This window comes from Streptomyces sp. NPDC004111 (assembly GCF_042874215.1).
Classification (GTDB): Bacteria; Actinomycetota; Actinomycetes; order Streptomycetales; family Streptomycetaceae; genus Streptomyces.
On the sequence record NZ_JBIAMU010000009.1, the window covers coordinates 209,750 to 223,301 of the forward strand.

10 protein-coding genes are annotated in these 13,552 nt (G+C 74.2%); 7 read left to right on the top strand and 3 right to left on the bottom strand.

Annotated features, from left to right (window positions below; all coding sequences use genetic code 11):
- Positions 1-19: 19 nt before the first annotated feature.
- Positions 20-673 carry a class I SAM-dependent methyltransferase gene (locus ACFYVL_RS19550; RefSeq protein ID WP_389246318.1) on the bottom strand — a complete coding sequence of 218 codons (654 nt, stop codon included), beginning with the start codon at positions 671-673 and terminating at the stop codon, positions 20-22.
- Positions 674-817: 144 nt separating this feature from the next.
- On the opposite strand from ACFYVL_RS19550, the gene ACFYVL_RS19555 reads away from it, so the two are divergent.
- The 3 genes from ACFYVL_RS19555 (at position 818) to ACFYVL_RS19565 (ending at position 5,728) form a co-directional block, all read left to right on the top strand.
- Positions 818-2,986, top strand: a complete 2,169-nt coding sequence (locus ACFYVL_RS19555) for an acyl-CoA dehydrogenase (RefSeq protein ID WP_389246320.1) — start codon at positions 818-820, stop codon at positions 2,984-2,986.
- A gap of 5 nt (positions 2,987-2,991) precedes the next feature.
- Positions 2,992-4,182, top strand: coding sequence for a lipid-transfer protein (locus tag ACFYVL_RS19560; RefSeq protein ID WP_389246322.1), 1,191 nt, complete (start codon positions 2,992-2,994; stop codon positions 4,180-4,182).
- 82 nt (positions 4,183-4,264) lie between these two features.
- Positions 4,265-5,728, top strand: coding sequence for an MFS transporter (locus ACFYVL_RS19565; RefSeq protein ID WP_389246323.1), 1,464 nt, complete (start codon positions 4,265-4,267; stop codon positions 5,726-5,728).
- An 88-nt stretch (positions 5,729-5,816) separates the two neighbouring features.
- On the opposite strand, the gene ACFYVL_RS19570 is transcribed toward ACFYVL_RS19565, so the two are convergent.
- Positions 5,817-7,409 carry a glycoside hydrolase family 32 protein gene (locus tag ACFYVL_RS19570; protein WP_389246325.1) on the bottom strand — a complete coding sequence of 531 codons (1,593 nt, stop codon included), beginning with the start codon at positions 7,407-7,409 and terminating at the stop codon, positions 5,817-5,819.
- Positions 7,410-7,699: 290 nt separating this feature from the next.
- Between ACFYVL_RS19570 and ACFYVL_RS19575 the strand changes: the two genes are divergently transcribed.
- Entirely contained in the window at positions 7,700-8,740 is a 1,041-nt protein-coding gene (locus ACFYVL_RS19575) for a LacI family DNA-binding transcriptional regulator (protein WP_389246327.1), read from the top strand.
- Between the two features lie 125 nt (positions 8,741-8,865).
- Here ACFYVL_RS19575 and ACFYVL_RS19580 read toward each other — a convergent pair whose 3' ends face one another.
- The gene (locus ACFYVL_RS19580) at positions 8,866-10,275 is read right to left on the bottom strand and encodes a glycoside hydrolase family 32 protein (RefSeq protein WP_389246329.1); all 1,410 of its coding nucleotides are present in this window, start codon (positions 10,273-10,275) and stop codon (positions 8,866-8,868) included.
- Positions 10,276-10,453: 178 nt separating this feature from the next.
- On the opposite strand from ACFYVL_RS19580, the gene ACFYVL_RS19585 reads away from it, so the two are divergent.
- The 3 genes from ACFYVL_RS19585 to ACFYVL_RS19595 all read left to right on the top strand — a co-directional run bounded on the left by ACFYVL_RS19585 (position 10,454) and on the right by ACFYVL_RS19595 (position 13,541).
- On the top strand, positions 10,454-11,839 hold the full coding sequence (locus tag ACFYVL_RS19585; RefSeq protein WP_389246331.1) for an oligosaccharide MFS transporter: 1,386 nt from the start codon (positions 10,454-10,456) through the stop codon (positions 11,837-11,839).
- Positions 11,840-11,892: 53 nt separating this feature from the next.
- Complete coding sequence (locus ACFYVL_RS19590; protein ID WP_389246333.1) at positions 11,893-12,798, top strand: carbohydrate kinase; 906 nt, start codon at positions 11,893-11,895, stop codon at positions 12,796-12,798.
- A gap of 122 nt (positions 12,799-12,920) precedes the next feature.
- Positions 12,921-13,541: a 1,4-alpha-glucan branching protein gene (locus ACFYVL_RS19595; RefSeq protein WP_389246335.1), complete on the top strand. Its 621-nt coding sequence runs from the start codon at positions 12,921-12,923 to the stop codon at positions 13,539-13,541.
- The last annotated feature ends 11 nt before the right edge of the window (positions 13,542-13,552 follow it).

Genomic DNA, 13,552 nt, shown 5'->3' on the forward strand with positions numbered 1-13,552 from the left:
GCGATGCTATGCGGGCCGCTCAGATCCCCGAGCCGGTACGCCGCAGGACGCGCAGCGAGTCGGTCACCGAGACCTCGGTGAACGCGCCGGACGCGAGAGCACGCAGGTACACGCGGTACGGGGCCTGGCCGCCGTCGGCCGGGTCGGGGAACACGTCGTGGATCACCAGCAGACCGCCCTCGGCGACGTGCGGGGCCCAGCCCTCGTAGTCGTTGGTGGCGTGCTCGTCGGTGTGCCCGCCGTCGATGAAGACGAGGGAGAGAGGGGCGCCCCAGAGGCGGGCGGCCTGCGGGGAGCGGCCGACGAGCGCGACGACGTGGTCTTCGAGCCCGGCCCGGTGGAGGGTGCGGCGGAAGGCCGGGAGCGTGTCCATGACGCCCAGTTCCGGGTCCACGACGGTCGTGTCGTGGTACTCCCACCCCGGCTGCTGCTCCTCGCTGCCCCGGTGGTGGTCCACGGTCACGGCCGTCACACCGGCCTCGCGGGCGGCGTCGGCGAGCAGCAGCGTCGACCGGCCGCAGTACGTCCCCACCTCCAGGAGCGGCAGCGTCAGCTCGCGCGCCGCCCCGGCGGCGGCCGCGTACAGCGCGAGCCCCTCACCGACCGGCATGAACCCCTTGGCGGCCTCGAACGCGGCGAGGGTGTCGGGCTTGGGCGCGGGGCGGGTGGTCATGGCGTGGCTCCTGGGGTGAGGGGGCTGAGCTGGGGTCATGCTGCCGCATGGCGGCGGCCGGGGGGCGGGCGGGTGGCACCCGTGCCGGACCGGTCCGGCATCTGACCTTCCGTCAGAATGGAACGTGTTCTACTCTGCCCGACCATGGGCATCGGAATCACGCGCGAGCACCGCGAGTTGGCCGAAGCAGTGCGCGGCTGGGTCGGACGGGTGGCGTCGCCGCAGGACGTACGGAAGATCCTCGACGGGCAGGGCGGCGAGGACGGGGGAGGAGGGCGGCCCCCGTACTGGGAGGGGGCCGCCGGCATGGGGCTGCTGGACGTGCACCTGCCCGAGGGCGGCGGGACGCTGCTCGACCTCGCCGTGATCCTGGAGGAGACCGGGCGGGCCGCGCTTCCCGGGCCGTTCCTGCCGAGCGTGCTGGCCGCCGATCTGCTGGTGCGCGGCGGACGTCCCGCGCTGGCCGCGGACCGGCCGGTCGCCTCGGTCGCCACCGGGCCCGGCACCCTCACCGCCGTCCTGGCCGGCGACGGCTACCTCCTCGACGGCACCGCGCCCCCCGTCCTCGGGGCCTCGCCCGGCGCCGACCTCGTCCTGCTCGCGGCCGAAGCCGCCCACGGCACCGTGTGGCTGGCCGTGGACGCGGGCGACCTGGAGATCCGTACGCACGCCTCGGCCGACCCCACCCGCCCCACCGCCGAGGTCACCGCCCGCAGCACCCTCGTCCCGGCCGGCCGGGCGCTCACCCTCACCACCGCCCTGGTCACCGACCTCGCCGCCGTCCTGTACGCGGCCGACGCGTGCGGGACGGCCGGCTGGGCGCTCGACACCGCCACCGCGCACGCCAAGGTCAGGGAACAGTTCGGGCGGCCCATCGGCCAGTTCCAGGCGGTCAAGCACCTGTGCGCCGACATGCTGGTACGGGTCGAGCAGGCGCGGGCCCTGGTGTGGGACGCCGCGAACGCGGTGGACGAGGCCCCCGACGTGCGCGGACTCACCGCGGCCCTGGCCGCCGCGACCGCCCTCGACGCCGCCTTCTCCTGCGCCAAGGACTGCATCCAGATCCTGGGCGGCATCGGGTTCACCTGGGAGCACGACGCCCACCTCTACCTGCGGCGGGCACTGGTCGCCCGGCAACTGCTCGGGACGGGCGACGGGCACCGGCTGCGGGCCGTGCGGCTGGCCGCCGCCGGGGCCAGGCGCGAGCTGCGCACAAAACTCCCCGAAGCGGCCGAAGGCCACCGGGCGCAGGCCAGGGCGGTGATCGAAACCGCGGTCGGGCTCGACCCCGGCGCGGCCCGGCGGGCCCTCGCCCCCACCGGGTACGCCGCCCCGCACCTGCCCGCCCCCTGGGGGCTCGGCGCCGACCCCGTGCAACAGCTCGCCGTGCAGCGGGAGCTGAAGGACGCCGGGGTCGCCCTCAGCGGGCTCGGCATCTCCACCTGGGTCGTGCCCTCCCTCGTCGCCCACGGCACCCCCGAGCAGCAGGAGAGGTACGTACCGGCCACCCTGAGCGGCGAGCTGATGTGGTGTCAGCTCTTCTCGGAGCCGGAGGCCGGGTCCGACCTCGCCGCCCTGCGCACCCGCGCCGAACGCACCCCCGACGGCCGCTGGCGGATCAACGGCCAGAAGGTGTGGACGTCCGCCGCGCAGTGGGCCGACCACGGCATCCTGCTCGCCCGCACCGACCCCGACGCCCCCACCAAGCACCAGGGGCTCGGCTACTTCGTCGTCGACATGAAGAACACCCCGGGCATCGACATCCGCCCGCTCAAGGAGATCACCGGGGACTCCCTCTTCAACGAGGTGTACTTCGACGACGTGCTGCTGCCCGCGGACGCCCTGGTGGGGGAGGAGACGGGCGGCTGGAAGGTGGCCCGCAACACCCTCGGCAACGAACGCGTCCACATGGCCGACCAGGTCGCCTTCGACACCGGCCTGGAGGCGCTCATCACCCGCGCCGCCGACCTCGACGGCGCCACCCGGGCCCGCGTCGGAGCCCTCGCCGCCGAGGCGCACGCACTGGCCTGCATCGGCCTGCGCACCACCCTCCAGCAGGTGGACGGCCTGGAGGCGGGCGCCGGGGCGAGCGTGCGCAAGCTCGTCCAGACCCCGCACCAGCAGCGGATCGCCGAACTCGCGCTCGAACTCCTGGGCCCCGAAGGGGCGTTGCGGGAGGGCCCGGGGGAGCGGGCCGTGCACGGCTTCCTGATGTCCCGCTGCCTGACCATCGCGGGCGGCACCACCCAGGTCCAGCTCAATGTCGTCGCCGAGCGCATCCTCGGCCTGCCGCGCGACCACCAAGGGGAGTGACGAGAATGAAGGCGTACGTCGTCGGGGTCGGCATGACGAAGTTCGAGAAGCCCGAATCGCGGGACTGGCAGTACTGGGACATGGCCAAGGAGGCCGGGGAAGCGGCCCTCGCCGACGCCGGGGTGGCGTACCGGCAGGTCCAGCAGGTCCCCGTCGGGTACTGCTTCCAGGGCTCCACCGCGGGCCAGCGCGCCGCCTACGGACTGGGGCTCACCGGCGTCCCCGTCTACAACGTCAACAACAACTGCGCCACCGGCTCCACCGCACTGATGATGGCCCGGCAGTTCGTCGAGGGCGGCCTGGCCGACTGCGTGCTCGCCCTCGGCTTCGAGAAGATGAAGCGGGGTGCGCTCGGAGGCGGAACGGACGGGGGCGACTTCCAGACCTCGCCCGTCGCACGCCACTACGGCGTCATGGCCGCCCGGCACGGCTTCGAGATGACCCCGCCCACCGCCCAGATCTTCGGCAACGCCGCCCGCGAGCACATGGAGCGCCACGGCACCACCGAGGCGCAGCTCGCCGCGGTCGGCGCGAAGAACCACCAGCACTCGGTGAACAACCCGTACGCCCAGTTCCAGGACCCGTACACGGTCGAGGAGATCCTCGCGGCCAGGACCGTCCACCGCCCGCTGACCAAGCTCCAGTGCTCGCCCACCTCCGACGGGGCCGCCGCGGCCGTCGTCGTCTCCGAGCGCTTCGTCGTCGAGCACGGCCTGCACGAGCGGGCCGTCGAGATCGCCGCCCAGGCCATGACCACCGACACCGAGGAGTCCTTCGCCTCCGGCTCCTGCATCGACGTCGTCGGCCGGCCCATGTCGCGCGAGGCGGCCCGCCAGGTGTACGAGGCGTCCGGCCTCGGCATCGAGGACATCGACGTGATCGAACTCCACGACTGCTTCTCCATCAACGAACTGCTGACCTACGAAGCGCTGGGCATGTGCCCCGAAGGCGGCTCCGGCAAGCTGATCGAGTCCGGCGCGACGACGTACGGGGGGCGCTGGGTGGTCAACCCGTCCGGCGGACTGATCTCCAAGGGCCACCCGCTGGGCGCCACCGGAATCGCCCAGACCGCCGAGCTGACCTGGCAACTCCGCGGCGAGGCGGGCGCCCGGCAGGTGACCGGCGCACGTGTGGGGCTCGCCCACAACATCGGACTCGGCGGAGCGGCCGTCGTCACCCTCCTCCGCAAGGACTGACCCGCTCCCGCCGCCCCGGGACCGGGGGCGGGCGGTCCGTGCGCCGAAACACGGATGTACGGACCACCCGGCACCTGAGACCATGACGGGCATGGTCCACCACGCCCCCACCGACGCCGCACCCGACAGCGAGATACCCCCGGCGGGCACCCGCCGCCCCGCGCACACCTGGGCGGTGGTGCTCGCCGCCTGCGCCGGACAGTTCCTCGTCGTGCTCGACGTGTCCGTGGTCAACGTGGCCCTGCCCTCCATGCGCGCCGACCTGGGCCTCAGCGGCACCGGCCTGCAGTGGGTGCTCAACGCCTACTCGATCGCCTTCGCCGGATTCATGCTGCTCGGCGGGCGGGCGGCCGACATCTACGGCCGCAAGCGCGCCTTCCTGGTGGGCCTCGCCGTCTTCACCGCCGCCTCCCTCGCGGGCGGCCTCGCCCAGGAGGGCTGGCAGCTCATCTCGGCCCGCGCGGTCCAGGGCCTGGGCGCGGCGATCCTGGCCCCCGCCACCCTCACCCTCCTCACCTCGGCCGTCCCCGAGGGCCCGGCCCGTGCCCGCGCGATCGGCACCTGGTCGGCGGTGGGCGCGGGCGGCGGCGCGGCGGGCGGCTTCGTCGGCGGCGTGCTCACCGAGAGCCTCTCCTGGCGCTGGACCCTCCTGATCAACGTGCCGGTCGGCGCCCTGGTCCTCCTCGGCGCCTTCTTCTGCCTCACCGAGAGCCACGCCCGCGAGGGCCGCCGCCTCGACCTGCCCGGCGCGGTCCTGGCCACCGCGGGCCTCGCCACCCTCGCGTACGGCATCGTGCAGACCGAGGCCGCGGGCTGGACGGCCACCAGCACCCTGGTCCCGCTCGGCGGCGGCGTCGTCCTGCTGCTCCTGTTCCTCCTCGTGGAGTCCCGCACCCGCGCCCCGCTGATGCCGCTGAAGCTGTTCAGGGTGCGCTCGGTGTCGGCGGCGAACGCGGCGATGTTCATCAACGGCTCGGCGATGTTCTGCATGTGGTTCTTCATGACCCTGTACGCGCAGAACGTGCTCGGCTACACCCCGCTCGGCGCGGGCCTGGCCCTGGTTCCCAGTTCGCTGGCCATCGTCACGGGCTCCAAGCTGGCCCCCCGGCTGATGGCGGTCATCGGCCCCCGCAACCTGGTCGTCCTCGGCAGCCTGATCGCCGCGACGGGCTTCGCCTGGCAGTCGACGATGACCGCCGACGGCACGTACGTCACGGCGATCCTGCTCCCCGGCCTGCTGATGATGCTCGGCGCGGGCCTCTCCACCACACCGCTCGCCGCCCTCGCCACCTCGGGCGCGGCCCCCGGCGACGCCGGCCTGGTCTCCGGCCTCGTCAACACCTCCCGCACCATGGGCGGCGCCCTCGGCCTGGCGGTCCTGTCCACCTTCGCCGCCGCCCGCACCGACGGCGCCACCGACCCCGAGTCCCTGACGGCGGGCTACGCCCTGTCCTTCCGGATCGGCGCGGGCGTCATCCTGGCCGGCGTACTGCTGGCGCTGGTGTGGCTGCCCAGGGGCGAGAAGCGGGTGACCCCGGCCGGCTGACCGGGGGGCCGCCCCGAGGCCGCCGGCCGGGGGCCGTCCCGGGTCCACCGGCCGGGGGCCGTCCGCGGCCCGGTGACCGGGGGCCGCCTCAGGCCCGGCCGAACTCCCGGACCACCGTCCCCCGGAACTCCGCCGGTCCGCCGATCGTGAAAAGGGACAGGCCCGTGTCCACGAGGTAGGGGAACGCCTCCATCGCGTGGGAGTGGCGGCCGTCGTCGAAGAACACCTCGACCGTCGTACGGTCCACCAGCACACGCATCCGGACCCTGCGCCCGGCCGGGTCGAAGGGGGACCTGCTCTCCTGGTGCTTGCCCGAGGTGTCGGGGTTGGCGCAGTTGCGGCGGTTCACGAAGGCGGTCCGCTCGTAGACGCCCGCGTCGATGTGCCGGGTGCCGTCGCCGGAGCGGCGGAGCTGGACCCCGGCGCCGGTCAGCGGGCCCGACCAGGTGATCTCGGTGGTGAGTTCGTAGGCGGTGGTGGTGGCGGGCAGCGGCAGGGTGCCGTCCACCCGCAGATCACCGTGGTCCACCGTCCGCGAGGCGTGCGAGGCCAGTGCGGACACCGGGGCGGAGGCCAGGTAGCGGACGCCGGCCGCGTCCTGCCGCAGGGTGATCTCGCGGACGATCGAGTCGGTGCCGTTGAAGCCGTCCGTGTCCAGGGTGGGGGTGTTGTCGGGGTAGTCCCAGTTGTTCATCCACGCCAGGGCGTACCGGACCTTCGGGTCGGGGGAGCCGTCCGGGCGGTGCCTGTCGAAGGTGACCGCGCCGTACCAGTCGAAGCCGTGGTCCAGCCACTGCGGTTCGTGCGCGTCCGCCGTGAAGGCGGTGCCGTCGAAGGCGCCGGTCCAGTAGGCGTAGGTGTTCGGCAGGCCGCGGGGCTTGCCGTTGGCGCTGACGCCCAGCACCCAGACGGCGGTGCCGTCCGGCCCCTCCAGCCGGAAGAGGTCGGGGCACTCCAGCACGCCCAGGCCCTCCCGTACGAAGCCGCTCGCGTACGTCCACTTCCTGAGGTCGTGGGAGAGGTAGAAGCCGACCTTCGTGCCCTCGGCGAGCACCATCACCCAGCGGCCCCGCGCCTCGTCCCGGACGATCTTCGGGTCCCGGAAGTCCTTGACGCCGGGGTTGGGCAGCACGGGCGTCGCGCCGTCCCCGTACGGGCGGAAGGTGCGGCCCCGGTCGGTGGAGTACCAGAGGTACTGGGCCTGCGAGTCGGCGCCCTCGACCGGCTCCTGGGTCGCCAGCACCACGACCGCGCCCCGGCCGAAGCCCGCGGTGTTCTCCGTGTCCAGCACCGCGCAGCCCGACCAGACGTCGCCCGCCGGAGTGGTGTCCTTGGGGATCGCCGTGCCGCGGTCGCGGAAGGTCACCAGGTCGGTGCTGGTGGCCAGCCGCCAGACCGTGCCGGCCCGGGTGCCGCCCGCGATGTAGTCCGGGTTGTAGAGGTAGTAGTAGTGGTACTCGCCGTCGATCCACAGCGGGCGCTGCGGGTCGTTCTTCCACTGGTCGGGGGCGGTGAAGTGGTACTCGGCGCGGTAACTGGCCGCGCGGGGGCGCCCGGTGGCGGCCGGTGCGGTGCGCGGGGCCCCGGCCGCGCGGGCGGGGGAGGGCAGGGCGGCCATCGCCGCGCCCGTCGCTCCGGCTGTGAACAGTGCTCTGCGGGTCGGTCCTTGCCCTGCGCGCATCGCGTGCACCTCTGGTTTCCGGTCTGTGGTCCGGTCCCGGCTCCCGGCAGGCTGCCCGAGGACAGCGCGGAGCGCGCCCGCACACCTGATATGTGCGGAAATCCGAGACTTGTGACGGCGGCTCACCGTGACACAGGACTGTAGACCTATCACGTGAAAGGTCAAGTGCCGGGCGGGCTGCGGGCACGCTTCGAGGGGTCCTGCCGGGGTGCCGGGCCCCGGCCGGGGATACTGGGCGCAGTCCCCGCCGCCGTACCGCCCGCAGCCCACTCCCCGAGGAGACCCGCCACGTGAAGCGCCCCACCGCCCGCGACGTGGCCGAACTGGCGAAGGTCTCCCGGGCCGCCGTCTCCTTCGTCTACAGCGGACGCGCCGCAGGCAACCTCTCCGCCGAGACCCAGGCCCGGATCAGGGCCGCCGCCGCCGAACTGGGCTACCGCCCCGACGAGGCCGCCCGGACCCTGCGCACCCGGCGCAGCGGCGTCATCGGAATGCTCAGCGACGAGATCGCCACCAGTCCGTTCGCCGGGCGGATGGTGCTCGGCGCGATGGAGGCGGCGCGGGCGCGCGGACACCAGGTGCTGCTCCTGGAGTCCCGGCTCGACCCGGCGGCGGAGGCCGAGGCGGTCGCCGAACTGCGGGCCAGACGGGTCGACGGGGTGGTGTACGCCGCCATGGACATGCGGCGCACCGCCGTGCCCGAGGGCATCGAGCCCGCCCACGCGGTGCTCGCCAACTGCCTGCCGAAACAGGCCGGTTCGTACGCCGCCGTGGTCGCCGACGAACGGGCGGGCGGCCGGGCCGCGGTCGACGTGCTGCTGGCGGCGGGACACCGGAGGGTCGCCCTGCTCGGCGGCGCGGCCGGCAGCATCGCCGCCGCCGACCGGGCGCGCGGCTTCGCCGACGGGCTGCGGGCCGCGGGGCTGGAGGTCCGCGCGGAGTGGACGGTGCGCGCGGGCTGGCAGATCGACGAGGGGTACGCCGCCGCGATGCGCGTCCTCGACTGCCCCCGCCCCGACCGGCCGACCGGCGTCGTGTGCGCCAACGACCGGGTGGCGGCGGGGGTGCTGCTCGCGGCGGCGCGCCTGGGCCTCGACGTGCCGGGGGACCTCTCGGTGGTGGGCTACGACGACCAGGACCAGATGGCGGCCCACCTGGTCCCGGCCCTCACCACGGTGGCGCTGCCCCACCACGGGATGGGCGCGTTGGCGGTGGGGATGCTGCTGGACGCGGTCGACGCGGGCACGGAGATCGACCCGACGGCCTCCCCGGTGAAGCTGGCCTGCCCGGTGGTGGAACGGGACTCGGTGCGGGAGCCGGGGCGGGGGTGAGACCGGGGACGTCCGGAGATCGCGCCGACCGCGCCCACGAGGAGTGGACTACGGGCGTCGGGCCCCACGGTGTCCGGCCCTGCGGGCGCTGACGGACCGGAGTTCTCCCCCCGCCGCAGTGCCGGTCAGCCCAGGGTCCAGGCCGCCGTGCGGACGTTCGCGTCGCCCCGGACCACCGTCACCTCGTAGCTGCCCCGTGGGGCCGGGTGGACCTTCTCCGTCAGCATGGCCCGTTCGTTCAGGAACACCTCCAGCAGCGGGCCGTCCACCAGGACGTGCAGCCGGGCGTGCGTTCCGCCCGGCACCGTCGCCACCGCGTGCGCCGTGCGCGGCAGCGGGTGGGAGGCCGTCGCGGGGGCGGCGGTGCGGTCCAGGGTGAGGGTGCCCCGGGTGGGGTTCAGCCGCAGGGTGACCGAGTCGCCCAGGGCCAGGGTGAGTTCGGTGTCGGCCAGCGACACCGTGGCGTCGAGCTCGATCTCGTACGCCGGCGGCAGCGCCGCGCCGGGCGGCAGCGATGTGCCGCGCAGGGCGGCCAGTTCACGGGCCGGGGCCAGGCGCGGGGTGCCGTCCTGTGGGTGCACGCCGATCTCGCGCGGGTGGGTCAGACATCCCGCCCAGCCCGCCGCCACCGACTCCTCCTCGGTGCGCGACTCCCAGCTCCAGCCCCACAGCAGGGTGCGGTCGTCCTCCACCAGGACGGTCGGGGCGTAGAAGTCGCGGCCGTGGTCGAGCATCCCGCCCGAGGCGGGCACGAACCGCAGCCCTTCGCCGCTCGGTTCCAGGTCGCCCAGCAGCCAGCTGGTGGAGTAGGTGATGTCGTCCGCCCACAGGGAGAGCAGCAGCATCCACCGCCCGTCGCCCGTCGGCAGCAGCGCCGGGCACTCCCAGGCGGTGGCGGGCGCGGCGACGCGGGCGGCGACCGGGTCGGCGGCGTCGAGGAGCGAGCCCGCGTACGTCCACGAGGTGAGCGCGTCGACCCGGTAGAGCAGCACGTCCGGGGTGCGGGTGCGCCGGTGCCCGGCGCCGACCAGTGCCCAGCGCCGGCCCTCGTGGGTGAAGAGGAAGGGGTCGCGGAAGGCGTGCAGGTCGAGGCCGGGGGGCGGGCCGTCGACCACCGGCACCGGTTCGGCCTTGAGAGTGCGCAGGGTGTCGTCGGTGGCGCGCGCGAGCATCACCGAGCCGATGCCGTCGTGGCGGTCCATGCCCGTGTACACGGCCGTCGGCACCCCCTCGTCGATCACCGCGCAGCCCGACCAGGCGCCCACCGCGTCGCGCCCGCCCGGGGTCGGGGCGAGGGCGGTGCCGTGGTCGGTCCAGGTGGCCAGGTCGGGGCTGGAGGCGTGGCCCCAGTGGATGTCGCCCCACACGGCGGCGGACGGGTTGTGCTGGAAGAAGAGGTGGTAGCGGCCGTTGTGGAAGACCGGGCCGTTGGGGTCGTTGCACCACTGCCCGGCGGCCGGCCGCACGTGCAGCCGGGGGGCCTCGCGGCCGGGCAGGGTGCGGTCCGCGTCGGCGGGTGCCGTGTCGAAGGCCATGTCAAAGTCGCTTCCTGGTCGTCGGGCCCTTGCCTTTTCGAACCTAGCACGTGATAGTTGGGCTGCCCTAGCACGTGTAAGGGTAGATTTCGGACGCCGGACGGAACCTTCTATTCCGGCATCATGAGCGAGGCGCCGCCCGGGACACCGCGACGCCCCAGCGCGCAAGGAGCGCACCATGACGACCCAGAGTCAGCAGTCCGGCCGCGGCAGCGGGACGAGCCCCGATCCCTCCCCGGCGGACGCCGGTCCCGCCGGACCGGGGGACGCCGCCGGGGCCCCGGGCCGCAGCCGACGCCGCCTCAACTTCACCCTCGCCGGCGCCGCCCTGTTCATGTTCTTCGTGACCTGGTCGCTGTCCTGGTCGCTGTTCGCCATCTGGCTCACCCAGGAGATCGGCCTCAGCGCCGGCCGCAGCTCGCTGGTGATCAGCGCCAACGCCATCGGCTGCCTGCTGGTCATGCCGGTCTACGGCTTCCTCCAGGACCGGCTGGGCCTGCGCAAGAACCTGCTGTACTGGATCGCCGCGCTGATGCTCCTGGTCGGCCCCCTGTACATCTACGTGTACGGGCCGCTCCTCAAGTCCCACTTCGTGCTCGGCCTGGTGATCGGCTCCGCGTACCTCGCGATGGCCTTCGCCGTGGCCGTCGGCACCCTGGAGAGCTACATCGAGCGGCTCGGCCGCTTCCACGGCTTCGAGTTCGGCCGGGCCCGCATGTTCGGCTCGCTGGGCTGGGCCGCGGCCACCTTCTTCGCCGGCCGCCTCTTCAACATCGACCCCGACCTCAACTTCTGGGCCGCGTCCCTCTCCGCCGCCGTCTTCCTCGGCCTGCTCCTCGCGCTGCGGGTCACCGGCGGACGCCGGGCCGCCGCCGTCGACCACGCCGCCTCCTCGGTGTCCGTGGCCGACGTGAAGTCGCTGTTCCGCTACCCCGCCTTCTGGGGCCTGCTGCTCTTCGTGGTCGCGGTCACGGCGACGTACAACACCTACGACGCGATGTTCCCCTCCTACTTCGCCTCGCTCTTCTCCACCACCGCCGAGGGCAACCGGATGTTCAGCGACCTGAACTCCGCCCAGGTCTTCCTGGAGGCCGGCGGCATGGCCCTCGCGCCCTTCCTGGTCAACCGGCTCGGCCCCAAGCGGTCGCTGCTCGTCGCGGGCTGCATCATGGCCACCCGCATCCTGCTCTCCGGCGTGGTCACCGACCCCGTCGCCATCTCGGCGGTCAAGCTGCTGCACGCCGTCGAACTGCCGATCATGCTGATCGCGATCTTCAAGTACATCAACCGGCACTTCGAGTCGCGGCTGTCCTCCTCCATCTACCTGGTCGGCTTCCAGCTCGCCACCCAGGTCGGCGCCGCCGTCATCTCGCCGCTCGCGGGCATGGGCTACGACAGCATCGGCTACCAGAAGACCTACCTGGTGCTCGGCTGCCTCGTCGCCGTCTTCACCCTGCTCTCCGTGCGTACGCTGAGGGCCGACGCCAAGGGGCTCCCGGAGGCGGTCCCCGCCGATCCGCTCACCGACGCCCCGGCCGAGCGGCCCGCCCCGGCCAAGGTCTGACCCCCGTACCCCACGACCGCACCACCCCGCAGCACTGCGAAAGGAACCGCCCCGTGATCGTCGTCGCCGGTGAGGCCCTGATCGACCTGGTCCCGCAGACCGGCGGAGACGCCCTGGCGCCGCTGGTGCCCGCCCGCGGCGGCGGGCCGTACAACACGGCCGTCGCCCTCGGCCGGCTCGGAGCGCGGGTGTCCTTCTGCTCCCGCGTCTCCACCGACGCCTTCGGCAGGTCACTGATGGCACGCCTGGCCGAGGAGGGGGTGGGCACGGACCTGGTGCAGCGCGGCCCCGAGCCCACCACCCTCGCCGTGGCCGCCCTCGACACGGCGGGTTCCGCCTCGTACTCCTTCTACGTCAACGGCAGCGCCGACCGCCTCTTCGCCCTCCCGCCCCAACTGCCCGACGAGGTGCGGGCGTTGTCCGTGGGGACCTGCTCGCTCGTCCTGGAGCCGGGGGCGAGCGCGTACGAGGCGCTGCTGCGCCGGGAGGCCGCGCGCGGCGTGTTCGTGGCGCTGGACCCGAACATCAGGGCCGGACTGATCGACGACCCGGACGCCTACCGCGCCCGCTTCCGGTCCTGGCTGCCGTCGCTCTCGCTGCTCAAGCTCAGCGAGGAGGACGCCGCGTGGCTGGGCGCGGACGTGCCGGGCTGGCTGGCGGCGGGCCCGGCTGCGGTGGTGCTGACCCGGGGCGGCGAGGGGCTGACCGTGCACACCCGCGGGGGCGGGGAGTGGTCGGTGCCCGCCGAGAGGACCGAGGTCGTCGACACGATCGGCGCGGGCGACACCGTGAACGCGGCGCTCCTGCACGCGCTGGCCGGGCGGGACCTGCTGGCGCCCGGCGCGCTCGCGGCGGCGGACGGGACCCAGTGGCGGGAGGTCCTCGCCCTCGCGGCCCGCGCGGCGGCCCTCACCTGCGCGCGGGCGGGCGCGGAACCCCCGTACGCACGGGAGTTGTGAACCGGGGCCGCGCCGCGCAGGCGAGGGGGCGCCGAGCGAGGGGGCGGCGCCGCGGAGCCGGTCGCGGATGGCACAGTGGGCAGGACCGCAGCGGCCCCCGCGTCACGAAGGAGCACCCCGGCATGGCGTACATCTACCGAACCACTCTCCGGCCGACCAAGCTGGAGCTGCTCTCGGCCTGGCTGCCCACCCGGCCCTGGTACCGGGGGACGGCCGCACCCGAGCTGGTCCCCGCGCGCGGCTTCCGGCTCGACGACCCGGCGGGCGAGGTCGGCATCGAGTTCCACCTGCTCGCCGACGGCGAGAGCGTGTACCTGGTCCCGGTCACCTACCGGGGCGCCCCACTGCCCGGCGCCCCCGAACACGCCCTCGTCGGCACCACCGAGCACGGCGAGCTGGGCACCCGCTGGGTGTACGACGCCACCCACGACCCGGTCGCCGTCGCCCAGCTGCTCGCCGCGATCGAGGGCCGCGCCGAGATCCAGGAGCAGAGCGTCAGCGACACCCTCGCCAAGGGCTTCAGCCGGACGTACGCGGGCCGGGAGCCGCTGGAGACGGCCGGCTCCACCACCTCGGACACGGCCGACGCCACCGAGATCCGGCTGCCGCACGGCGCGCTGCTGCGGCTGCCCCGCACCCAGCCCGCCGTACTCCCCGAGGACGCCCTCGGCCACCTCGTCGGCCCGCTGGTGCTCGCCGACGGCACCGCGACGGACACCGTCCTGGCCACGCTGCACGCCTGAGCGGCGGCGTC